The sequence below is a fragment of the Streptomyces sp. AV19 genome (assembly GCF_015999245.1).
Taxonomy (GTDB): domain Bacteria; phylum Actinomycetota; class Actinomycetes; order Streptomycetales; family Streptomycetaceae; genus Streptomyces.
The window spans coordinates 755,331-777,814 of sequence record NZ_JAEAMR010000022.1 but is presented as its reverse complement, the minus strand read 5'-3'; the positions used below and the strand labels follow the sequence as shown (position 1 = coordinate 777,814).

The following is a 22,484-nucleotide window of genomic DNA, read 5'->3' as shown; positions in this document are numbered from 1 at the left end:
GAGGCATGTCCTCATACAACAGGCGCCAGTTCCTCACCGGCACGGCGGCGGTGACCGCCGCGGCGTCCCTGTCCCTGGCCGACGGCCGCTTCGCGTCCGCGGCCGCGCTCGACCGGGCCGTCGCCGCCACCGCCGCGCGGGCCGTCCGCGTCGAGGGGACGACCCTCGCCCAGGTCGCCGAGCCCACCGGCGCCGGCCCGTACAAGCGGCTGAAGGCGGGCCCCGGCTGGCCGCTGGTCGTCCGGGGCGACCTCGCCCCCCGCGGCGCCCGGCGGGCCGCCGCCCGCGACGGCTCGCGCACCGCGCTGGCCTGCTTCGTGCAGTTCACCGATCTGCACCTGGCCGACACCGAGTCGCCCGTGCGGTTCGAGTACCTGGCCCGCCTGATCGACAGCGCGCACCGCCCCCACGAGACGCTCACGGTGCGCGGCGCCTCGTCCCTCGTGGAGCGGGTCAACGCGCTGGGCCGGGGCCCGTACACGGGTGCCCCCTTCTCCCTGGTGATGGCCACCGGCGACAACACCGACAACCACGAGAAGGTCGAACTCGACTGGTACCTCTCGGTGATGGGCGGCGGCCGGATCACCCCGAACAGCGGTGCCCCCGCCCGCTACGAGGGCGTCCAGAACTCCGGCAGCGCCGACTACTGGAACCCCGAGTCGCCGGCGAACGACGCCTACAAGGCCAAGGGCTTCCCCCGGATACCCGGCCTCCTGACGGCCGCGGGCCGTCCCTTCGCCGCGCCGGGGCTGCGCACTCCCTGGTACACCACGGTCGGCAACCACGACGACAGCGTCGAGGGCACGCTGCCCGACCTCGGCCTGCTCCGCGCCCTCTACACCGGCGACCGGAAGCTGGAGGGCTGCGACCGGGCCGAGGCGGCCGCGCTGGCCGACGCCCTGCGCACCGATCCCGGGAAGGCCGTCAAACACCTGGCCCGCCTGCTGAGGACGGCCGGTCCCGTCCGCCGCGTCACCCCCGACCCGCGCCGCGCGCCGTTCACCCCGGCCGAGTTCGCGAAGGCCCACCTCGACCCGCGGTACACCGGGGCCGGGCCGGCGGGCCACGGGTTCACGCCCTCGGCCGTGGAGCAGGGCCGGCTGTACTACACCTTCCGCATCGCCCAGGGCGTCCTGGGCGTGAGCCTGGACACCACCAACCCGGCCGGTTTCGCCGACGGTTCGATCGGGACGGCCCAGCTGACGTGGCTGGAGTCGGTCCTGAAGTCCCGCAGCGGCCACTGGTACGACAAGGACGGCCGCGCGGTGCGCGGGAAGGGCCAGGACGAACCGGTCGTCGTCTTCAGCCACCACACCAGCACGTCGATGGGCAACCTGCTGCCCGACCCGCACCACCCCTTCGAGAAGCGGCACGACGGCGGCGCGCTGGTCGCCCTCCTCCAGCGCTTCCCCAACGTGGTCGCCTGGGTCAACGGCCACAGCCACGAGAACCGCATCACCCCGCACGGCCACGCCGTGCCCGAGCGGGCCTTCTGGGAGATCAACACCGCTTCCCACATCGACTATCCGCAGCAGGCCAGGATCGTCGAGCTGACCGACAACGGCGACGGCACGCTGTCCCTGTTCACCACGCTCGTCGAGTCCGCCGCCCCTTACCGCACCGACGTCGCGGACACCTCGGAGGCGGGACTGGCCGCGCTGTACCGGGAGTTGTCCTACAACGACCCGTACGCCAGCCCGGCGAAGAGGCTGGGCACGGCCCTCGACCACAACACGGAGCTGGTGCTGGCACGGCCGGGGAGGAGGTGAGGGCGGTCCCGCCGCGGTTCCCGTCGCACAGGTATCGCCTCACCCGTGTCGCAAGTGATGACAGCACCGTAGGATGACGGCATCGGCGTCAAGGGCAAGTCCCTCCGGGATCCGCGGTGTTCACGTGCCTGCGGTTTCCTGGGGGACGGACGGCTCGTGATTCCGGCGCAACGAAGGGGCGTGCGAGTCGCCGCCTTCGGTCCGTGAACCGTGATGAGGCGATACGCGCGTCGCGCGCCCCTGCGGACCCGTGGGGTCGGGCACCGGGGGAAGCGCTGTGCCCGGCGCCCGGGGGGAGGTCCGCTTGAAGCCCGTGGGAGAACTGCTCCACCTGATCAGACTGCACACGGACAGCATCCGCGCGTGCCTGGACGACGGGCAGTACGACCTGCTCCTCACCGCCCTGCACGACCTCGCCCGGGCCTACGACGACGGCGCGGCGGCGGCCCGCGCGGAACGGAGCGTCGAGAGCGCGCTGTTGCCGCTGCCGCAGGACCATCCCGCCTCCCCCTCCTCCCCGCCGGACGCCCCCTGCCCGCTGTTCCCGCACGCCGGGCCCGCCGGCCTGGCGTGGCTGCTGCTCGCCGAGCTGGTCGCGGACCGCGCGACCGCGCCGTGCCCCGCGGGAATCATCGTCGCGGTCAAGCGGCGGCTGCTGGCGGCCCCTTCGCTCTCCGCCGCCGAGGCGCGCGACCGGTGCGCCGAGGAGCCCCTCCCCCGGGAGCTGATCCGGCTGGCGGACCCGGTCCGCGGCGACCGGTACCCCGCGTTCCAGTTCGCCGGTGAAACCGGCGGGCCCGTCTCCGTCGTCCGTTCGGTCAACCAGCTGCTGCTCGCGGAGGTGGATCCGTGGGGTGCCGCGGACTGGTGGTTGAGCGGCAACACCTGGCTGGGCGGGCCGCCCGCCTCGCTCCTGGGCGCGTTGCCGGACGACGTACTGGCCGGCGCCGCGCGGGCGCTGGTGAAGGGGGAGGAATGACCGGCGACGTCTCCCCGGCCACCTACACGATGCGTCCCCACACCTACGTCGTCCCCGCCGGCAGACGGTGGTGGCGGGTCCACACCGCCCGGCGGCCCGCCGGGCAGTTCAAGCCCGCCGCCCCCGGCGCCCGCTTCTGCGGCAACCGGTTCGACGGCACGCCGCGCGACCCGTACGGCTCCCTGTACATGGCCTCGGACCCGGCCACCGCCCTGGCCGAAACGCTCCTGCGCTCGGTGGACTTCGACGCCGGGTCGGGCATGCGCCTCGTCCCGTACGCGGCGGTCGCCGGCCGGGCGCTCAGCATGCTGGTCACGGAGGCGGAACTGCGCCTGATCTCGCTGATCACCGAGGAGGACCTGGCCGCGGTGTGCCAGGACTCGTGGCTGCTGGAGGCGGAGGGGGAGCACTATGCCACGACGCGGCGCTGGGCGAGCGCGATGCGGGCGCGGAGCCCCGACGCCATGGGCCTGGTGTGGCAGTCCCGCCGGCACCGCCCGCGGCTGTCCTCGGTCCTCTTCCGCGACCGCTGTCCGGACGCGGTGGTCTCCCCCGTGCGCGTCCGCGCCTACCGGGACCTGGGGTCCCCCCGGGGCATCGCCGAGGCGAACCTGCTCCTCGCACCGCTGCGCGCGGCCATCGTCCCCCCGTGGCCGCAGTGAACCGACCGGCCCCACCGCACCGCACCGACCACCCCGCTCGTTCGAAACCGATTGGCGGAGCCATGCCGTCCGACCCACCGCTGGATGATGAATTCCCCGCCATTCTCCGGGAGCTGAGGGAGGTCAGGAGGGCGGGCCTGACCCGGCTGCGCTCGCTGCGGCTGCCCGCCCTGGAAATGGCGGCGGCGCAGACGCCGGACGGCACCGTCGAGAGCCTGCTGCGGCTCTCGGTGGCCCGGCTCGACGAGGGCACGCTGCGCACGGCCGCCGAGTACGTGCTGGGCCTGGCACAGGGCACCAAGGACTGGCCGGGCGCCGACCGGCGGCGGCGCGCGGCCGAGTTGTACGGGGTGAGCGTCGAGCGGTTCCGCAAGGACCAGGAGCTGATGGTGCTCGGGCAGGTCACCGAGGTGATCGGCCGGACGTACGGGCCGGGGGCGACGAGCTGGCAGACCACCGCCACCCACCGGGTGCTGCACGTTCCCATGACCCGGCGCACGGCCCGCTTCACCGTCCACGTCCACCCCGTGGACCTGCTGCGCGACGTGGATGTCGTGGTCTCCCCCACCAACACCCACCTCGCGCTGCCCGAGCCCTACAAGTCGTCGGTCTCCGCGTCGCTGCGCCGCGCCGGGGCCGTGCGCGGGGTCAACGGCGACATCCTGGAGGACCCGGTCCACGACGAGCTGCGCGCCTGGGCGAAGGAGAACGGGGCGGCCGGCCGGCCCGTGCCGTCCGGCACGGTGGCGGCGACCGGGTCCGGCACGCTGGCCGCCCGGGGCATCCGCCGGATCTACCACTGCGCCGTCGCGATACCCCGGCCCGGCACCAACGACTACGACGTCCTGCCCTCGGACGTGACCCGGACCGCGGCACGGGTCTTCGAGGTCATGGCCGAGGAGCGCGAATCCTTCGGCCCGCCCCTGCGGTCGGTGTGCTTCCCCCTGCTCGGATCGGGGCGCGGCGGGCTGCCGTACGGGACGAGCGTCGGCGCGCTGTGGGCGGCCGTCGAGGCCGAACTGGCGCGCGGCGCGGACTGGGACGTCCACTTCGTGATGCGCCGTCCGGCGGCCGCGGCGCTCCTGGCTACCCTCGTCACCGGGAACCGCCCGGTGGGCGACCGCTCCGCGACCAGCGGTTCCGGTTGACTGGAAGTACCGGACCGGACCGCTCAGAGAATCGGGGGAGGGCGTCGGGGTACGTCCGCCGAGCGGCCGGTCCGGCACTCCGGTCGTGGGGGCCCGGAGTCGATCGCCGCCCGGGACCGGCGGCACACCGGGTCGGCCGGACCCGGAGCCGGCCGGGCGGCGATCCTCATGCGACGCTTCCGTCACCCGCCGGCACCGGGCAATCGAACGCCCGTTATCTTCCCTTCACCGCCTTCCGCCCTCAAGGGTGTTGTCCTCCCGAAAGACCCTTATCGTCCTTGTCTGCCGTCTAGGTTGGCCACAGGTGCGGGCGGGCCGGGAGGGCGGATGGAGTATCTGCGGCTGTTGCGGCGGGGGCCCGTGCCGGTGTTGTGGGCGGCCCGGAGCCTGTCCGTCCTGGGCGACCGGCTCCACACGGTCGCGGTGATGTGGAGCGTGTGGGCGGGTACGGGATCGGCCTCGCTGATGGGGCTGGTGGCGATCCTCGAATCGGCCCCCTACGTCGTGCTCGGCGCGACCGGCCGGCGCGTGGTGGCCCGCTTCGCCTCGTACGGGGCGCTGGCCCGCGTGGACGCCGCGCGGGCGGCCGTGGCCACGGCGCTGCCGTTCCTGTGGTCGCCGGACGCGCCGGGCACGGCCGTCGTGTTCGCGGGCGTCCTGGCCCTCGGGACGCTCGGGGCGCTCTTCGACCCCAGTCTGGAGGCGTTGCTCCCCACGCTCGTCGAACCCGGGCGCGTCCAGGCGGTGACCGGGCTGTTCGACCTCACCGGCCGCATCGCCCGCACCACCGGACACGCCTGTGCCGCCGCGCTGTTGCTGGTGTTCTCCAAGGTGGAGCTCTTCGCCTTCGTCGGGGCGGCCTTCGCGGTGTCCTCGGTGACGCTGGCCGGCATGGCCCGCCGGTACGACCCGGTGGTGCCGTCCGCGCCGGGCCCGCGTCCCGCGCCGGCGCCGGACCTGCCCAGGGCCCGTCCCCGGGTGGGCCCGGGCGTTCTCGCGCACGGCGCGCTGCCGTTCACGGCGGCCGCGACCACGGTGGCCATGCCCGCGCTGCTGGCCGCCCGCCATGGGGCCGGCGCCGGGGTGTACGGGCTGATCACCGCCGCCGTGGGGGTGGGGGCCCTCATCGGCAACCCCGTCGCCGGGGCCTGGCGGCCGCGCACCTGGCTCCTGGTGTGCTGCGCCGCCTGGGGGACCGACGGGGTGGCGACCGCCTGCATGGGGCTGACGGACCACGTGCCGGTCCTCGAACCGCTCTCCGTGCTGGTCGGGCTGGCCGCCCCGCTGGGGACCGTCACGCTGCGGGCCCGCCTGGGCGCCTTCCCGCCGGCCGAACGCCTGCGCCTGATGTCCGTCGAGCACACGGCCGCCCGCGCGGGCAGCGTGACCGCGATACTGCTGCTGCCTCCGCTCGCGGACCTTTCGCCCCCGGGCGCGTTCGTCACGGCCGGTGCGGTGGTGACCGCGCTGGCGGCGGGGGCGGCGCTGCTCTCGCGGCCGCTCGCCCGGCGTGCCGGTGCGTGCGGGACGGTGCCGGGGGCCCGCGCCGCGGCGGGAGCTCCCCCTGCGGGGCGCTTCCCCGCCGGGGATCCCGGGCGTCAAAGGGCTTGAGCGGGACGGTGGTCCGGCGTCCGGTCCGCCCGCACGGGCCCGGGCGCCTCGGCTCCCGGCACGAGCACCCCGGCACAACAGGCTTGAATCGAGGGCGGGTTCGACGTTCACTACGACCGCACGGGTACCCCTGGGACAACGGGCCCGGGCAGAGCCGCGGTTCGGGCATCCGCAGCGGCCGCCCGGCCGGCGTCTCAGCTCCCGGCCGCAGGGGCCGCCACCACGCCCCGAGGCACCCCGACCCGGCCGCGTACGAGGCGGTGCTGGGCGAGGCAGGAGCCGGCGATGACCGCGCCGAAGACGCCCCAGCCGAGCGGTCCGGCGGCGACGGCCGCGGTGACCACGAGCGGCCCGGCGGCGCGCTGGCTCGCCTGCGCCAGGCCGTGGACGCCCAGGTAGGCGCCCTGGGCGGTGTCGGGGGCGAGGGCGATCGACAGCTCCCAGGAGACGATGGCGTGCAGCATCTCGGCGAGCGTGAAGGCCGCCGCCCCGACGGCGAGGCACGCGGTGGCCGGGACGGCGCCGTGGGCCGCGGAGGCCGCCATGGCCGCGCCGCCCGCCGCGAAGACCAGGGAGAGCGGCAGGAGGAGGCGGTGGGCGGCGCCGGTCGTGGCGCCGAAGCGGGAGAGCGGGACCTGGAGGGCGACCACCATCACACTGTTGAGCACCAGCAGCACCGGGACCGCCCCGTCGGGCGCGTCGGTGGCGTGCACGGCCCACAGCGGCAGGCCGACCTTGAAGACGGCGTCGTCGAAGAAGAGCAGCGCGTCCGTCATCACGTAGGCCAGGTACGTCCGGTCGCGCCAGGGGTTGGCGGGCCCCTCCCCGGCGCGCGCGGCGGCGGGCACGGGAGCCGCCGCGATCTCCGCGCAGCGGGCCGTGAGGAGGGCCGCGGCCACGAACGACAGGGCGTCGCCCAGGAGGAGGACGCGGTAGACGGCCGTCGTGCCGGCGGCGAGGGCCGCGGCGGCGCCGAGGCCGCCGACGGTCCAGCCGACGTTGGCGATCGTGCGGTTGACCGCCTGGTAGCGGACCCGGTCGGCGCCCGCCACGCGGGAGGAGTAGAGCTTGGTGAGGATGCTCGCCGCCCGGTCACCGAAGCCGCCGGCCGCCGAGCAGACCAGCAGCAGCGGGAAGGCGTGGGTGAGCAGCAGCCCCACAGCGGCCGCGGCGCGCAGCAGTTGGAAGGCGATGAGCACCCGGGTCACCGGCAGCCGGTCGGCGAGGCGGCCGCCGGCCGGGGCGCCCGCGAGGCCGGCGCATCCGGCGACGGCGGCCAAGGTGCCGACCTGGCCCACGGACAGGTGGGCGACATAGGTGAAGTACAGGACCGAGGTGGCGGCCCACAGGCCGCTGCCCGTCCGGTCCACCAGCGCGACCCCCAGCATGCGGCGGCCGTCGCGGCCGCCCGGTATCCGGCGCACGGCTCGTTCGTATCTCGTGGTCACGCATCCCCCCGGCACTGCTGCTGTCCTGTGCTCTGCCTTGCCAACTGCTTTGTATTGATACATACTTGATTACGTGGCGATACAATATGCGATCACCGGGACGACGGCCAAGGGGATTTCCGCCTCCGTCGAACGCGCCGTGTCCGAGGGGGCCTTGGGGTCCGGGGCCGCCCTGCCCCCCGTCCGCCGCCTCGCCGAGCAGCTCGGGGTGAGCCCCGGCACCGTCGCGACCGCCTACCAGGAGCTGCGCCGGCGCGGCATCGTCGTCACCCGGGGGCGCGGCGGCACGGTCGTCGCGGACGCGCCGGCCGCCGCCTCGCGCCGTCCGCCGAAGGTCCCGGAGGGGCTGCGCAACCTGGCGGGCGGGCACCCCGATCCGGCGCTGCTGCCGGATGTGGCGCCGCCGGCGCGCCTGTTGCCGGGTGCCCGGTCGCACCGGGCGGCGCCCCGGCTGCCCGAGCTGGAGGAGGCCGCGCGCGACTGGCTGGGCCGCGACGGCGTCCCGGCCGGGCACCTCGCCTTCGCGCACGGTGCGCTGGACCTGGTGGGGCGCCTGCTCTCCGTCGAGCTGCGCCCGGGCGACGCGGTGGCGGTGGAGGACCCCGGCTACCACCACCTGCTCGACCTCGTCACCGCCCTGGGGCTGCGCACCGTGCCGGTCGCCGTGGACGGGGAGGGCATGCGTCCCGAGGCACTGCGCGCGGCGCTCCGGGACGCCGGGGCACGGGCCGTGGTCTGCAGCCCGCGCGCCCAGAACCCCTACGGCGGCTGCTTCTCGCCCGCGCGGCGCGACGCGCTGGCCGCGGTGCTGTGCGAGGCCCCCGACGTGCTGGTCGTCGAGAACGACTACGCGTCGGGCATCGCCGGTGCTCCCCTGTACTCGCTGTGCGTGGCGGGCCCGTCCCGGTGGGCGCACGTCCGGACCGTGACCAAGTCCCTGGGCGCGGACCTGCGGTGGGCCGCGGCCGCCTGCGACGCGACGACGCTCGCGCGCCACGACGGCCGCCTCCTGCTCACCTCGGGCTGGGTCAGCCATCTCCTCCAAGCCGCCGTCCTGGCCCTGTTGACCGACGCGGACACGGCGGCGCTGGTCGAGCGGGCGGGCTCGGCGTACGCCCGGCGGCGCGCCGCCCTGGTGACCGCGCTCGGGGAGCGGGGCATCACCGCCCACGGGCGGAGCGGGATGAACGTGTGGGTGCCGGTGCGGGACGAGTCGGCGGTGGTCAACGGGCTGCGGACGCGCGGGTGGTGGGTGGCCGCGGGGGCCCGCTTCCGCGTGGCGTCGGCGCCGGGGGTGCGGATCACGGCGGCGGATCTGGAGGAGGCGGAGGCGGGGCGGCTGGCGGGGGACTTCGCGGCGGTGCTGGGGGAGTCGGAGGCGACGTACGGGGGGTGAACGGCCGACGGCACGGAAACGGGCCCTGCCCCTGGTGGACAAGGCCCGCGGGTTGTTCAGCGCCTCCGCAGACCGCCATTGCCGTTGCGCGGCTTGAGCAGTTGCTCCGGCACGTGACCGGGGAAAGGCCGGTCGAAGAGCCAGTTGTAGAGCATCTCCCGGCTGATCTCCGGCTGGAACGCCGGGACCTCGTGGCCGGAGTCGGGGATGCCGACCTGGGTCACGTTCCCGAGGCCGCGGACGAACCCCTTCGGGTTCTCCTGCGCGTACTTCCAGATCAGCCGGGGGGCGTTGCGCCAGTCCCCCCGCTCCCTCATGAGCTCGTCCAGGATCTCCTCGGTGCTGCGGAATCCGCAGGCGGTGTCGAAGTTCCCGGTGTAGAGCAGGGTCTTGTAGTCCTTGTCGATGAGCTCGGCGTACCGCCAGGAGGCGTCCGCCATGTTGTCCTTCACCAGCGCCTTGGCCACCGGGCCGTCGTTGTCGGCGCTCCGCCAGGGGACGTTCGCGGGAACGTTGAGCGCCTTCTTCACGGCCGCGCTGTTGAGGTAGGCGTTCAGCGCCCCCATGGGCAGGTCGTCCCAGCGCCGGACGTCGTAGAAGTCGAATTTCCCGCCGTACTCCAGGGTCCTGGTCACGAGGGCATTGCCGAGTTCGGTGGCCCTCTCCATTTCATGCGCCTCGAGGGCGGCGCGGAAGTCGGCGTAGCCCTCGTACAGCGAGTCCTTCTGGGCGATGCCGATGAACCCGGTCGTGTAGGCGTAGTCGATCAGGACGCGGATCGACAGCTCGGGCTTGATCCAGCCGTTGCCGACGGCTATTCCCTGGAGGTTGATGCGCTGTTCGTCCGGGACCTTGCGGTTGTGCTCGTCGATCTCCAGGGCTATCGCGGGCACGTATTTGCCGGCGTAGCTCTCGCCGCAGACGTACAGCGGGCACTGCGCGTATTCCGGGTGCAGGGCGAAGAACTTCTGCAGGCCCTCCCGGAACATCCGGCCGAGGGCTTTCTCGCTCCTGACGTTCTCGTCGACGTCGGAGTAGCTGTATCCGGCGCCGATGGGCTGGTCCCAGAAGACGACGTGCGCCTCCTTGTTCCAGGAGTAGGGGTTCACCGATATCGTCCCGGCGGCGTCGTCGGCGACGGACAGCGGCCCGTTCTCCAGGAACAGCCCCAGCAGCGAGGAGGCGCCGGGCCCGCCGTTGAGCCAGATGAGCAGCGGGGTGTTGCCGATCAGCTCCTGCTGGTCGGGGGCCGGGACGTCGTGGTCACAGCTCTGGCTCTCGAAGAACCAGTAGAACAGGTGGTTCTTGGTCTCCGGGTGCTTCGTGCTGTCGATGGGCACGTGCCCGGCGTAGGAGCGCACCTTGAGGTCGACGCTCTGTGTGTTGAGGACGTTCGCGGGAATCGAGGCGACGAGGTCGTCCGCGGACATGGTTCACCTTCCGTTCGGCGGCGGGGTCAGGGAGCAAGGGGTCAGGGAGCGAGCGGACGGCGGCGCTGGGACCGCGTGTGGTAGGAGCCGCGGAACAACTTGCGCTTCTTCTGCTTCGGCTCCAGGACGCCGATGCGCTGTCCCTGGAGCAGTTGGATCGCGGGGAACCGGTCCTTCTCGAACAGCAGGATGTTCAGCGATCCGCCGTACTTGAAGTTCCCGATCCGCTCCCCCTTTTCGACCCTGACCGGCCTGTGCAGCGGGGGCTGGAACTTGTCCTCGAAGTTCACGGAGGCGATCGAGTTGAGGCCGACGGGCACCACCCCGACGTATCCCTCGCCGTCCGGCCCTCCATGGGCGTTCAGGTACGTCGTCTTGATGATGACGTATCCCCTGCGGAAGTTCTCGAAGTCCGAGTAGTCGTAGCCGTAGCCGACGTCGCCCTTGTCGAGCAGGTCCGGGAAGTCGCGGATCCCGTAGTACGCGCCGCCGATGTCGTCACAGGCTTCCACCACTTCGCCCGCCACCGGGGCGTGATACCAGTGGTAGCTGTCGGGCATGAGGATGCACGACACCGCCGTACCGCCGACGAAGTGCTTGGCGTAGTCGGAGTTGGCCAGCAGGTGTTCGAGGCTCATGGTCTTCGTCTTGACCGGGATCTGTGTCTTCTCGGTCAGGTCGTCGACGATCATGTTGATGACGCAGTCGGCCGGGGCGACCACCACACTGGCGTCGTCCTTGGCGTCGATCGGCCGCCTGCCCTCTTTGATCTCGCGGACGAAGAAGTCGTTGAAGGTCTGCCAGTCCTCGACCTTGTAGTCGTCCATGCGCTTCGGGCCGAGCTCCTTGACCCAGCGTTTGATGAGCTTCTTCCACTTGTCCCCGTCCAGCTTCCCGTCCATCTGCATGCCCTGCAGATGCGTGAAGTCGGCGGTCATCTCGCGCCCGGGGCCGGAGGTCACGAACCTCACGCCGTCCGGGTTCTCGTAGTTGAGCCAGCTGAACTTCTCGATGTAGTCCAGTCCGTCGTGGACGCCCGACTCCCAGTTGTACCAGTCCGTGAAGAACTGACACAGGGTGTCGACGCCCTGACCCTTCCAGTCGAACCGGACTTCTTCCGGCGTGTCCTTCGGGTAGGGCACCACCTTCCGGACCGCCTTGTCGTACGCGCCCCTGAAGCCCTCATAGTCCTTGTCGTACCACGTCCTGATTTTGTCGAGGAACTCTTCGAGGCTCTGTGAGTACGCTTCGTCGCCCTGCGCCACTTTCCTGTTCCCCTTCCGGGAATGAAGGCGTCAACTCGCTTGAATTTTCAGCGAGTTGTCCGCCGCCGTGTCGTGCCGGACAAGGCTGGCCCGGATCGGGGCCGCTGTGAAGGGAGGGCCGCGGGCGCGAAGATCGTTCCCTGCCACGCGGACGCCCCGTCGAGCCACGCATCAGTTGACGGCACGCGCCACACACGCATCACGAGAGCTCGACATCACTGCCCCGCACATCCCGCGCGCAACATTCACCCCACCCGCAACGCCAGGCACTGCACTGCGAAGCCACTCACAATGACCGGGACTCACCCGGACAAGCGATCGGACGGTTCGACGAGGCCCCGGTGCCCTGACGGGACGTCACCGTCCTCGCCAAAACCGGGAGTCTCCCGTCCGCTTCGGGACCAAAGTCCCTACCCACCCGCACACATTGCCGATTGCATGTCCTCCCAAGCGGCTTCAGCCGCTTTCCTCCCACACTCCGCCAGAAAGTAAAGAATTCAATGAGCCATGTCTCCAGACGGCGCCTCCTGACCATCGCCCCCGCCGTCGGCGTCGCCGCCGCCGTCCCCGTCACGGGACTGCTCGCCGCACCGGCCGCCTCCGCCGCCCCCCGCACCCAGGCCGCCGCGAAGACCGCGAAGAGCAAGGGCACCCCCTCCCGCCCGCTCCAGGAGATAACCGACGCCTGGGGCCGGTGGATGGCCAAGGAGCGGTTCCCCGGATCCAACGGATGCCGGTTCACCGCGTCGACGGACTACGGCAGGCAGAGCGCCCTGGGGAGCTACCACGAGCACCAGGTCCGTACGAAGTACAGCGGGATCACCTACGACCCCAGCGCCCCCTCCCCCGTCCCCGGCCAGGTCAGCTCCGTGGCCACCAACTACCGCAACGGCACGGACGTCGAGCAGACGGTCACGTACAAGCAGAGCCGGACGACCGAACAGGACCTGCGGATCTCGGTGACGGAGTCGCTGAAGGTCGGCGTGACGGTGCAGGTGTCGGCGGAGGTGCCGGCCGTCGCGAAGGTCAGCGAGACGACGTCGATCGAGGCGACGCTGTCCTCGACGCAGGAGTTCTCCCACAAGGAGACCCAGAACTGGAGCGTCGACCTGCCGCTGAAGATCCCGGCGAAGTCGGTGGTGGAGGCGTCGCTGGTGGTCGGCACCCAGAAGTACGACATCGACTGGACGGCGACGGTCGGCCTCACCGGCAGCGTGGCGATCTGGTTCGAGGAGAAGGTGGACCTCAACCACGACGGCGACCGCCACTGGCTGTGGTTCGTGCCCGTCGAGGAGGTCTTCCGCGACTGCCGGGCCAACGGGATCGTCGACACCTCCGGTTACGAGGTCACGGCGGACGGGGTGAACGCCTTCGCGAGCGGGACGTTCTCCGGCGGCCAGGGCGTCTCCCTCAGCATCAACGCCGTGCAGAAGCCGCTCGACGGGCGGGCGAAGCGCAGCGCGGCGGCGACCGGGCGGACGATCCCGGTGCCGCTGAGCGCGTCGGGCAGGAAGGTCAGCGTTCCCGGCCGATGACCGGCCGCTGACAGACCGATGACCGGCCGTTGATCCCGTGACAGGCTCCGCGGATGTCCGGAGCACCGAAATCCGGACATCCGGGGGAGCGGTCCGCAGCCACCCGCGTACCGCCAGTCACCCCATCTCACGTGGGGTGGCGTTCATCTGACGGTCCGAAGTCGTCCGCCGCATCGTGGACGCCCCGTTGTCCGTAATGCGGACAGGAGTGACCGGAAATGGTCGCTTCTTTTGACTGAACATGCTGCTGTAGCCAAATCTCTGTCAAATGTTGTCAATGACGTCGCCCGACGGCGGCGGCCCCTTACGCAACCGCGACTTCCGGCTGCTGCTGGCCGGCGCGGCCACGAGCCAGCTCGGCGCCCAGGTGACCCTGGTCGCCCTGCCGCTGGTCGCCGTGGTCGAGCTCGATGCCTCACCCCTGGAGACGGGGCTGCTGACCGCGGCCGAGACCGCCGCGTTCCTGCTCGTCGGCCTGCCCGCCGGCGCCTGGGTGGACCGCATGCGGCGGCTGCCCGTGCTCGTCCGCGCCGATGTCGTACGGGCCGTGGCCATGGCCTGTCTGCCGCCGGCCGCCTGGGCCGGGGTGCTGACCATGACCCAGCTCTACCTGGTGGCCCTGGTCACCGGCGTGGCCACGGTGTTCTTCGACGTCGCGCACCAGAGCTACCTGCCCGCGCTGCTCCCCCGTGAGCAGCTGGTCTCCGGCAACGGCGCGCTGGAGACGGTGCGTTCGTCCGCGCAGGTGGCCGGGCCCGGCCTGGGCGGGGTCCTCGTGCAGGCCGCCGGGGCGCCCTTCGCCCTCGTCACGGACGCGGCCGGCTATCTGCTGTCCGCCCTCTTCCTGCGCGGCATCCGCACCCCCGAACCGCCCCCGGCCCCCGCCACGGGCGCGTCGCTGCGCGCCCAGGTCGGCGAGGGGCTCGCCTTCGTCTTCCGGCACCCGGCCCTGCGCATGATCGCCTGCTCGACGGCGGTCGCGAACTTCTTCGGCGCGATGCTCGTCGCCGTACAGACCGTCTTCCTCGTCCGGGTCCTGGAGCTGCCGGCCGGCGTCATCGGCCTGATGATGTCCGCCTCCGCCGTCGGCGGCCTGGCCGGGGCGCTGTGCGCCGGCGCCCTCGCGCGCGCCGTGGGAAGAGCCCGCGTGATCTGGCTCGCCCCCGCGGTCACCGGGCCGTTCGCCGTGCTGTGGCCGCTGGCGGGGCACGGCGCCGCCGCGATCTGGTTCGCCGTCGCCTCGGCCGCCGTCTTCTTCGGCGCCGTGGTCTACAACGTCGCCCAGGTCAGCTTCCGCCAACTCCTGTGCCCCGCCGAGCTGCTGGGCCGGATGAACGCCACCCTGCGCTTCCTGGTCTGGGGCACGATGCCCTTCGGCGCCCTCGTCGGCGGGGCCGTCGCCGACGCCGCCGGCCCCCGTGCCGCGGTCTGGACGTGCGCGGCCGGCTTCCTGCTGGTCCCCGTCCCCCTCCTGTTCTCCCCCCTGCGACGGCTGCGCGACCTGCCCGTGCCCGCCGCCGCGCACGCGCCCGGCCCCGTCGCGGGCTGAGGCACCGCCTCCCCCCACACCCTGTCCTTCGTCATTCCCCCGAACCGTCGCGCCCCCAACGGCGCACGGGAGGTCAGCGTGCAGACCCGCAGCATCACCTCGTCCTATCTCGACCGTTACCGCGTCGTCGCCGAACAGGCCCCCGAAGCCGAGGCGTTGCTCCCCCTCACGGGAGCCCAGCGCCGCTTCGTCCTCGCCCGCCGGATGCGTCCCACCGCCCGGCCCGACCTCGTCCCGCTCTTCTTCGCCTTCCCCCGAGACTGTGTGGACCCGGCCCGGCTGCGGAGGGCCGCCTGTCATCTGGCGGCCCTGCACCCGGCCCTGCGGGCCCGCGTGGAGGTGCGGCGCGGCGTGCCCGTCCAGCGCCTCGGCACCCCCGAGGGCCTGGTGCGCCGGCTGCCCGTGCCGCCGGGCGGGTCCGCGGCGGAGACCCTGCGCGGGGCGCTGGCCGACTGGCCCTCGGACGGGCCGCCGCTGCGGCTGTTCCTCGCCGCCGACGACGGGCCCGCCGGGCCGCGCGACCTCCTCGCGCTGGTGCTGGACCACACCGTGTGCGACGAGCAGTCGCTGGGCCGGATCACCGCCGGCCTGACCCTCGCGTACGGCGAGGGGCTCGGCCCGCCGGACGTGCCCGCGCTCCGCGCCGCCGGGGAGGCGGCGGCCTACGGCGAGGCCGTCCGGCTCCAGCTCGCCGCCGAGGAGCGGGCGTCCGCGCCCGGGTCTCTCGCCTACTGGGCCGGGCGGCTGGCCGGGCTGCGTCCGCCGCCCGCCCCGGACGGCGCCCCGGACGCGGCGGGCACGGGCAGCGCCCTGCACCGGCTGCCGCTGCCGGAGGGCGGGGCGCGCGCCGTGGCCTTCCCGGCCGCTCTCGACGCCTGCGCCGAGGCCGCGCGCGCCGCCTACGGCGACGGGTACGTCCCGGCGCTGGGCTACCCCTGGGGCGGGCGGCCCGTCACGGCCGAGCCGGTCCTGGGCTGCTTCCTCAACACGGTCGTCCACCCCGCCGACGACGCCGGCCCCGACCGGCGCACCACCGCCTGGTGGGACGACCTCGACCACGCCGACGCCCCGTTCGACGAGGTCGTGCACGCGGCCCGCGGCGCGGGCGTGCCCTGGGCCGGGCGGCTCGACGGCCTGCTGACCTTCGAGGACCTCGGCCGCCGTCCGCCGCTGCGGCTCGGCGACGTCACCGGGCACGAGACGCACCTCGACGACCGCCCCCTGCCGGGGCCGTTCGCCGTCACCGTCTCCTACGGCCCGGACCTGCTGGTCCGCATGGCCTGGCAGCGTTCCGCGCTCCGCGACGAGCAGGCCGAGCGCGCCTTCGCCCGCCTCGTCGAGGCCCTCTCCCTCTCCACCACCGCGGCGGTCTGAGCCCGACCGGCCCGTTCCGCCGCCCCGGCGCCGCCCGTCCGACCGGCGTGCGTCCGCGCCGGCCGCCCCGCGCGATCCACGCGCGACAACCACCGACCAGGAAAGGTTGACCATGTTCGGACTCTCCGCGTCCCAGGAGATCGTCTGGCTGCACGAGCAGATGCTCCCCGGCAGCCGTGCCTACAACTTCACCGCCACCGTGGACCTGCGCGGCGCCCTGGACGAGGACGCGCTGCGGGCCGGCCTCGCCGCCGCCCTCGCGCGCCACCCGGGCCTGCGTCTCGAACTCGTCGACGCGTCCGGGGCGTTGCCGGGCCAGCGCGTCCGCGAAGGCTGCGCGCCACGGTTCCGGACCGTCGGCCTCGGCGGGGAGGAGGACCCCGAGGCGGCCTTCGCCCGGCTGCTGCGCGCCGAGGCCGGGACGCCGCTGGACGTCCACGAGGCGCCGCTGCTGCGCTGGTGCCTGGTGCGGCTGGCCGCCGACCACCACCGGCTGGTGCACGTCGAGCACCATCTCGTCCACGACGGGCACTCGTTCGCGATCCTGCTGCGCGACGTGTTCACGGTCTACCGCGCGCGGGTGCTGGACGAGCCCGTGGCGCTGCCCGCCGCCCCTTCGTACGCGGAGCACGTCACGGCCGACGAGGCCGCGCGCGCGGAGCGGCGCGGGGCGAGCCTGGCCCACTGGCGGCGCGAGCTGGACGGCGCTTCCTTCGATCTGCCGCTGCCCGGGCTGACCCGGGCGGGTGCCCGGCGCCGGCACGCCGGTGCCCAGCTGCGCCAGGCCATCGACGCGGACCTCGCGGAGCGGCTGCGCGCGCACAGCCGGGCGATGGGCCACACCCCGTTCTCCACGCTGCTGGGCCTGTTCGCCGAGCTGCTGCGGCGGCACAGCGGGCGCAGCGACCTGGTCGTCGGCACGGCGGTGGGCAACCGCCCGGCCGGGTTCGAGGAGACGGTCGGCATGTTCGTCAACACCATCCCGCTGCGGCTGCGGCTGGATCCCGCGGCGGGGGCGGACGAGATGGTGGACGAGGTCACCGACGGCCTCATCCGGGCGCTGCCGCACCAGGAGGTGCCCGTCCAGGAGCTGACGCGCGAGCTGGGCCTGCACACCACGGGTGCCGACAACCCGCTGTTCAGCGTGATGTTCAGCGCGCACGACGCGGCGCTGCCCGAGGTGGAGGTGCCGGGCCTGGAGGTGTCGCTGTTCGAGGGCTTCAACACCGGGACGACCCGCTTCGACCTCGATCTGGTGCTCATCCCGGACGACCGGCGCACGGTCGGCCCGCGCCGGGGCCCGGCAGGGATGACGCTGGTGTGGGACCACGACCGCGACCTGTTCGACGAGGAGACGGCCGGCCTGCTCGCCGACCGCTTCCTCGCCCTGCTGCGGGCGTACCTGGAGACTCCGTCGGCGGCGCTGTCGGCGCTCGCCCCGGAGCCGGTGCCCGCGCGGGCCGAACCGGTGGCGGAGGCGGCCGGCGTCCTGGACCCCGTCGCGCGCCACGACGCCGGCCGCGTCGCCCTCCTGAGCGGCGCCCGGAAGCTGACCTACGGCGAACTCGGCCGCGAGGCCGACGAATTGGCGCGGAAGCTGCGGGCGGCCGGGGTGCGCGCCGGGCAGCCGGTGGCGGCCGTGCTGCCGCGCGGTGCGGACAGCGTGGTGACGCTGCTGGCGTGCCTGCGGCTGGACGCGGTGTACTGCCCGCTGTCGCCGAACGACCCGGCGGACCGGCTGGGGACGCTGCTGGAGCGGCTGCGCCCGGCCCTGGTGCTCACCGACCGGGAGAGCGCGCTGTCCCTGCCCGCCGAGGGCCTGCCGGTGGCGCTCGTGGACGGGGAGTTCCCCGCCGCCCGTGACGTCGCGTGCCTGCCGGGGGTGGCGTACGTCATCCATACCTCCGGCTCGACGGGCCTGCCGAAGGCCGTCGCGGTCGGCCGTCCCGCGCTGGCCCACCACGCGAAGGTCACCGCCGAGCGCTACGGGCTGACCGGTGAGGACCGGGTGCTGCTGTTCGCGCAGCCGTCCTTCGACGTGGCGCTGGAGGAGGTGCTGCCCGCGCTGTGGGCGGGTGCCTGTCTGGTGGTGCCGCAGCGGGAGGTGCCGACGGCGGCGGAGCTGACGGCCGTGCTGGCGTCGCGCGCGGTCACCGTGGCCAACCTGCCGACGAGTTACCTCCTGGCCGTGCGCGAGGAGCTCACGGAGGCGCTGCGCGACGGCCGTTGGCGGCCGCGGCTGCTGGTGGCGGGCGGGGAGCGGTTCCCCGCGGCCGCGCTGCGCGAGCTGCTGGCGGCGACGGACGCGCCGGTCCTCAACGCGTACGGGGTGACCGAGGCGACGATCACCTCGACCGTCCACGAGGTGCCCCGCGACGGCGCGGCGGACGAGGTGCCGCTGGGCACCGCGCTGCCGGGCATGGCGGTGCACGTGCTGGGCGCGGGGCTGTGTCCGCTGCCGGACGGAGCGGTCGGCCAACTGGCCGTCGCCGGCGCCGGGCTGGCCGAGGGGTACGTCGGCGACGCGGCGGCGGCCGAGGCCACCGCGGCGCGCTTCGTGACCGTTCCGGCGCTCGGCGGCGAGCGCGTCTATCTGACGGGCGACCTCGGCTACCGGGGCCGCGACGGGCTGCTGCGCTTCCTGGGCCGCCACGACAACCAGGTCAAGCTGCGCGGTTACCGCATCGAGCCGGAGGAGATCGAGGCCGCGGCCTCCGCCGGGCTGGGCGGCCGCTCGTGCGCGGTCGTCCTGAGCACGTCGGCCGCGGGCCCGTGCCTGGTCGGCTTCCTCGACGGCGGCCCGGAGCCGGACCAGGTGCTGCTGCACAAGACGCTGTCCGCCCGCCTGCCCGCGGCCCTCGTCCCCGCCCGCTGGATCCGGCTGGAGGACATGCCGCTGCTGCCGGGCGGCAAGCCGGACCGCGCCGCGCTGGCCCGCCTCGCGGAGGCCGCCCGGCCCGACGCGGACGCGGAAGCGGCAAAGGAGAGCGCCGATCCGTCCGTCGCGCTGCTGGGCGAGGGCTGGCGGGAGGTGCTGGGCCACGACCGCTTCACCGCGTCGTCCCACTTCTTCCAGGTCGGCGGGCACTCGCTGCTCGCCGCGCAGCTCGCGGCGTGGCTGGAGCCCCGGCTCGGCAAGCGCCCGCCGCTGCGGATCCTCTTCCAGCACCCCGTCCTGGCCGAGCAGGCCCGCGCCGTCGTGGAGGCGACCCGATGAGCACCGGCCCCTCCTCCGTCCTGGAGGCCGAACACCGCGAGATCGTCGGCTCGTTCGAGTCGTTCGTCCGCCGGGAGCTCGTGCCGCTGGCCGCCGACCTCCCCGAGACCGGCGAGCTGCCGCCGGCCGACCTGCGCTCCTACGTCCGCAGGCGCTCGGCGCGGCTGGGCTTCTACGCGGCCGACCACCCCGAGGAACTGGGCGGCGCCGGCATGCCATTCACGGCCGTGGTGCTGCTGCACCACGCCGCCGGGCGCAGCGGCTGCCCGCTGGCGCCGTACGCGCTGGCCGGCTCCGACGGGCCCAGCCCGCTGCTGCGGCAGGGCACGCCCGAGCAGATCGAGCGGTATCTGGTGCCGCTGGTGCGCGGCGAGGCGACGCGCTGCCTGGCCCTGACCGAGCCGAACGCCGGGTCGGACGCGTTCCGGCTCAGCAGCACCGCGACCCGGCAGGCCGACGGGAGCTGGGTGCTCAAGGGCCGCAAGACCTTCGTGAGCAACGCGGGGCACGCGGACTTCGCGCTGGTGATCGCCGAGGCGAAGGATTCAGGCAGCGGCGGACCGACGGCGTTCGTCGTGGGCATGGACCATCCGCGGCTGCGGATCGGGCAGCGCTACGACGGCATGTCGGGCGAGGAGCTGTTCGAACTCGTCCTGGACGACGTGGAGTTGCCCGGCGACGCGGTCGTCGGCGGCGAGGCGGGCATCGGCACGGCCCTGGCCCACGGCATCGACAGCCTCTCCCGGGGCCGGCTGGTGGTGGCCGCGATGTGCGACGGCATCGCCGAGTACGCGCTGCGCCTGGGCGTGGAGTACGCCCGCGAGCGGCGCGCCTTCGGCGAGCGGATCGGCGCCTATCAGCACGTCCAGGAGCACCTGGTGACCAGTCGGGCCGAGACCGAGGCGGCCAAGCTGCTGACGCTGGCGTGCGCGCGGCTGGTGGACGAGGGCGTGGAGGCGCCGGAGAACGCGGCACTGGCGAAGCTGACCTCCTCGGAGACGGCGGTGCGCGTGGTGGACCGGGCGCTGCGGGTGCACGGGGCGACGGGGTGGGTGCGCGGGCATCCCCTGGAGTTCCTGTACCGGTACGTCCGGATGATGACGATCATCGAGGGGACCTCGGAGATCCAGAAGGTGATCGTCGCCCGGGCCATGGGCCTGGGCTGACGGGCCTGGTCTGAACGAAGCACCGCACCCCCGGATCGAAGCCTGGAGCGAACGAGGAATCATGACCACTACATCTGTCGCGTACGGCCCCGCCGACGCCGCCACCGGCCCGGACGACGTCCTGGCCCTCTTCGCGGAACAGGTCCGCCTGGACCCGTCCGCCCCCGCCGTCGAGGACGGCGAACTGTCCTGGAGCTACGGCGAGTTGGACGAGCTCGCCGACCGCGCGGCCGACGCGCTGCGCGGCCGGGTGCGCCCCGGCGACCTCGTCGGCGTGTGCCTGGACCGGTCCGCCGCGCTGGTGTCGACCGCCGTCGCCGTGGCCCGGCTGGGCGCCGTCTACCTGCCGCTGGGGCCACGCCCCGGCGAGCGGCGGCTGGCGGCGGTGACCGCCGGCCTGCGCGTGACCTGCCTCGTCGGGACGCCCGGCACGCTGCCGGAGGCGCACCGCGCGGGCGGGACGACGCCGCTGCCGCTCCCGGCGTCCGGCGCCAACGCGGCGGGCGATCCGGTCGCCGTCTTCCCCGCCACGGAAGGCGGGCCGGCGCCCGAGGGCGCCTTCTACGCGGTGCTCACCTCGGGCACGACCGGGACGCCGAAGGCCGTCGCGGTGTCCTCGGCGGCCCTCGCGGCCCGGCTGCGCTGGTACGCCGCGCGTACCGGCAGCGGCCCCGGGGAGCGGCACAGCCTGCTCGTCGGCGTCTCCTTCGACCCGCACCTGATGGAGCTGTGGACGGCCCTGACGTCCGGGGCCGCGCTCGCCGTCGCCCCCGACGACGTGCGCTGGGACCCCGAGACCCTCACCGGCTGGTGGCGGCGGGCGGGGGTGACGGCGTCGATCCTGCCGACGCCGCTCGCGGAGCTGGTGCTCGAACGCCCGTGGCCGCGGGGGCTGTCGCTGCGTCACCTGAGCACCGGCGGCGACCGGCTGCGCCGCCGGCCGGGCGCGGACGTCACCGCGCGGGTGGACAACCACTACGGCCCGGCCGAGGGCACGGTTCTCGTCACCGCCCACGCGCTGTCCGCCGGCGCCGAGGAGGCGGCACCGCCGATCGGGAGCCCCCTGCCGGGCGTCGTCGCCTGCGTCACGGACGCGTCGGGCGCGCTGGTGCCGCGCGGCGAGCCGGGCGAACTGCGCGTCGGCGGCGCGGCGTTGGCCCTCGGGTACCTGGACGAGGAGCTGACCGCGCGGCGGTTCGTCGCACCGCCGGACGGCGTGGAGGGCACCGGGCGGGTCTACCGCACCGGCGACCGGGTGGTGATGCGCGAGGACGGCGTCCTGGAGTTCCTGGGCCGGCTGGACGGCCAGCTGAAGATCCGCGGGGTGCGGATCGAACCGGGCGAGGTCGAGGCCGCGCTGGAGCGCGACGCGCGCGTCCTGCGCGCGGCGGTGGCGGCGGAGCCGGCCGCCGGCGGCGGCACCCGCCTGACCGCGTACGTCCGTCCGGCCCCGGGCGCGGACGCCCCGCCGCCCGCGGAGCTGCTGGCGGCGGCGCGCGCCTGGCTCCCGGAGCAGGCGGTCCCGGCGGCGGTCCGCTACGTGGAGGCGTTCCCCCTGGACGCGAACGGCAAGGTGGACCGCGCGGCACTGGTGCCGGCCGCGTTCCCCGAGCCGGCTACCGCGGTGCGAGAACCGGCCCACTCGCCCGCCGAGGACCTCGTCCTCACGCTCTGCCGCGGCCTCCTGTCCCGCCCGGACCTCACTCCCGACGACAACTTCCTCTCCTCCGGCGGCGATTCCCTCTCCGCGGCCCGCCTGCTGGCGGCCCTGGAGGAGCAGTGCGGCGTCCGCCTGCGCGCCCCGCAGGTCCTGCGGCAGCCGGACCTGCGGGGCGTGGCGGCGCTGGTCGCGGCCCGGGTGGGCGGCATGGCCCCCGGAACCGATGGCGTGCCCGGCCGGACGGCCGCCCCCGGGGCGGCAGCCGCCCCGGGGGC

General features: G+C 74.2%; 15 protein-coding genes. 12 read left to right on the top strand and 3 right to left on the bottom strand.

Annotated elements, in window-relative coordinates:
• The first annotated feature begins 5 nt into the window (after positions 1-5).
• From I5Q34_RS31540 to I5Q34_RS31520, 5 genes are all read left to right on the top strand, one after another.
• The gene (locus I5Q34_RS31540; protein ID WP_199895865.1) at positions 6-1,769 is read left to right on the top strand and encodes a TIGR03767 family metallophosphoesterase; all 1,764 of its coding nucleotides are present in this window, start codon (positions 6-8) and stop codon (positions 1,767-1,769) included.
• A gap of 313 nt (positions 1,770-2,082) precedes the next feature.
• Entirely contained in the window at positions 2,083-2,748 is a 666-nt protein-coding gene (locus I5Q34_RS31535; RefSeq protein ID WP_277965518.1) for a hypothetical protein, read from the top strand.
• The gene (locus I5Q34_RS31530; protein WP_234429713.1) at positions 2,745-3,410 is read left to right on the top strand and encodes an RES family NAD+ phosphorylase; all 666 of its coding nucleotides are present in this window, start codon (positions 2,745-2,747) and stop codon (positions 3,408-3,410) included. Before I5Q34_RS31535 ends, I5Q34_RS31530 begins: the two co-directional genes overlap by 4 nt.
• Before the next feature lie 62 nt (positions 3,411-3,472).
• Entirely contained in the window at positions 3,473-4,558 is a 1,086-nt protein-coding gene (locus I5Q34_RS31525; protein ID WP_199895863.1) for a macro domain-containing protein, read from the top strand.
• A gap of 327 nt (positions 4,559-4,885) precedes the next feature.
• Positions 4,886-6,169: an MFS transporter gene (locus tag I5Q34_RS31520; protein WP_199895862.1), complete on the top strand. Its 1,284-nt coding sequence runs from the start codon at positions 4,886-4,888 to the stop codon at positions 6,167-6,169.
• Positions 6,170-6,363: 194 nt separating this feature from the next.
• Here I5Q34_RS31520 and I5Q34_RS31515 read toward each other — a convergent pair whose 3' ends face one another.
• A complete protein-coding gene (locus tag I5Q34_RS31515; RefSeq protein ID WP_277965476.1) occupies positions 6,364-7,593 on the bottom strand; it encodes an MFS transporter in 1,230 nt (409 codons plus the stop codon).
• A 97-nt stretch (positions 7,594-7,690) separates the two neighbouring features.
• Between I5Q34_RS31515 and I5Q34_RS31510 the strand changes: the two genes are divergently transcribed.
• Positions 7,691-9,013 (top strand): aminotransferase class I/II-fold pyridoxal phosphate-dependent enzyme, encoded by a 1,323-nt coding sequence (locus I5Q34_RS31510; protein WP_199895861.1) that lies wholly within the window; start codon positions 7,691-7,693, stop codon positions 9,011-9,013.
• Positions 9,014-9,069: 56 nt separating this feature from the next.
• Here the strand turns inward: I5Q34_RS31510 and I5Q34_RS31505 are convergent, their stop codons facing one another.
• Together I5Q34_RS31505 and I5Q34_RS35905 are read right to left on the bottom strand one after the other, a co-directional pair.
• Positions 9,070-10,443, bottom strand: a complete 1,374-nt coding sequence (locus I5Q34_RS31505; protein WP_199895860.1) for a hypothetical protein — start codon at positions 10,441-10,443, stop codon at positions 9,070-9,072.
• A 41-nt stretch (positions 10,444-10,484) separates the two neighbouring features.
• Positions 10,485-11,708, bottom strand: a complete 1,224-nt coding sequence (locus I5Q34_RS35905) for a phosphatidylserine decarboxylase (protein ID WP_199895859.1) — start codon at positions 11,706-11,708, stop codon at positions 10,485-10,487.
• Between the two features lie 500 nt (positions 11,709-12,208).
• Here I5Q34_RS35905 and I5Q34_RS31495 point away from each other — a divergent pair, with 500 nt between their 5' ends.
• The 6 genes from I5Q34_RS31495 to I5Q34_RS31470 all read left to right on the top strand — a co-directional run.
• Positions 12,209-13,243: a cytotoxin leucocidin gene (locus I5Q34_RS31495; RefSeq protein ID WP_199895858.1), complete on the top strand. Its 1,035-nt coding sequence runs from the start codon at positions 12,209-12,211 to the stop codon at positions 13,241-13,243.
• Positions 13,244-13,520: 277 nt separating this feature from the next.
• The gene (locus I5Q34_RS31490; RefSeq protein WP_199895857.1) at positions 13,521-14,792 is read left to right on the top strand and encodes an MFS transporter; all 1,272 of its coding nucleotides are present in this window, start codon (positions 13,521-13,523) and stop codon (positions 14,790-14,792) included.
• Positions 14,793-14,870: 78 nt separating this feature from the next.
• Positions 14,871-16,166, top strand: a complete 1,296-nt coding sequence (locus I5Q34_RS31485; RefSeq protein WP_199895856.1) for a non-ribosomal peptide synthetase — start codon at positions 14,871-14,873, stop codon at positions 16,164-16,166.
• A 112-nt stretch (positions 16,167-16,278) separates the two neighbouring features.
• Positions 16,279-19,383 (top strand): non-ribosomal peptide synthetase, encoded by a 3,105-nt coding sequence (locus I5Q34_RS31480; protein WP_199895855.1) that lies wholly within the window; start codon positions 16,279-16,281, stop codon positions 19,381-19,383.
• Positions 19,380-20,549, top strand: coding sequence for an acyl-CoA dehydrogenase family protein (locus I5Q34_RS31475; RefSeq protein WP_199895854.1), 1,170 nt, complete (start codon positions 19,380-19,382; stop codon positions 20,547-20,549). The genes I5Q34_RS31480 and I5Q34_RS31475 overlap by 4 nt, the downstream gene beginning before the upstream one ends.
• A 61-nt stretch (positions 20,550-20,610) precedes the next feature.
• The coding region (locus I5Q34_RS31470) for an AMP-binding protein (RefSeq protein WP_199895853.1) at positions 20,611-22,484 on the top strand (1,874 nt) is incomplete at its 3' end.

Bases quoted from the DNA above. Each gene is read 5' to 3' on its own strand.
- I5Q34_RS31540 (WP_199895865.1), top strand. From the start codon at position 6: ATGTCCTCATACAACAGGCGCCAGTTCCTCACCGGCACGGCGGCGGTG.
- I5Q34_RS31530 (WP_234429713.1), top strand. From the start codon at position 2,745: ATGACCGGCGACGTCTCCCCGGCCACCTACACGATGCGTCCCCACACC.
- I5Q34_RS31525 (WP_199895863.1), top strand. From the start codon at position 3,473: ATGCCGTCCGACCCACCGCTGGATGATGAATTCCCCGCCATTCTCCGG.
- I5Q34_RS31520 (WP_199895862.1), top strand. From the start codon at position 4,886: ATGGAGTATCTGCGGCTGTTGCGGCGGGGGCCCGTGCCGGTGTTGTGG.
- I5Q34_RS31505 (WP_199895860.1), bottom strand. From the start codon at position 10,443: ATGTCCGCGGACGACCTCGTCGCCTCGATTCCCGCGAACGTCCTCAAC.
- I5Q34_RS31495 (WP_199895858.1), top strand. From the start codon at position 12,209: ATGAGCCATGTCTCCAGACGGCGCCTCCTGACCATCGCCCCCGCCGTC.
- I5Q34_RS31490 (WP_199895857.1), top strand. From the start codon at position 13,521: ATGACGTCGCCCGACGGCGGCGGCCCCTTACGCAACCGCGACTTCCGG.
- I5Q34_RS31480 (WP_199895855.1), top strand. From the start codon at position 16,279: ATGTTCGGACTCTCCGCGTCCCAGGAGATCGTCTGGCTGCACGAGCAG.
- I5Q34_RS31475 (WP_199895854.1), top strand. From the start codon at position 19,380: ATGAGCACCGGCCCCTCCTCCGTCCTGGAGGCCGAACACCGCGAGATC.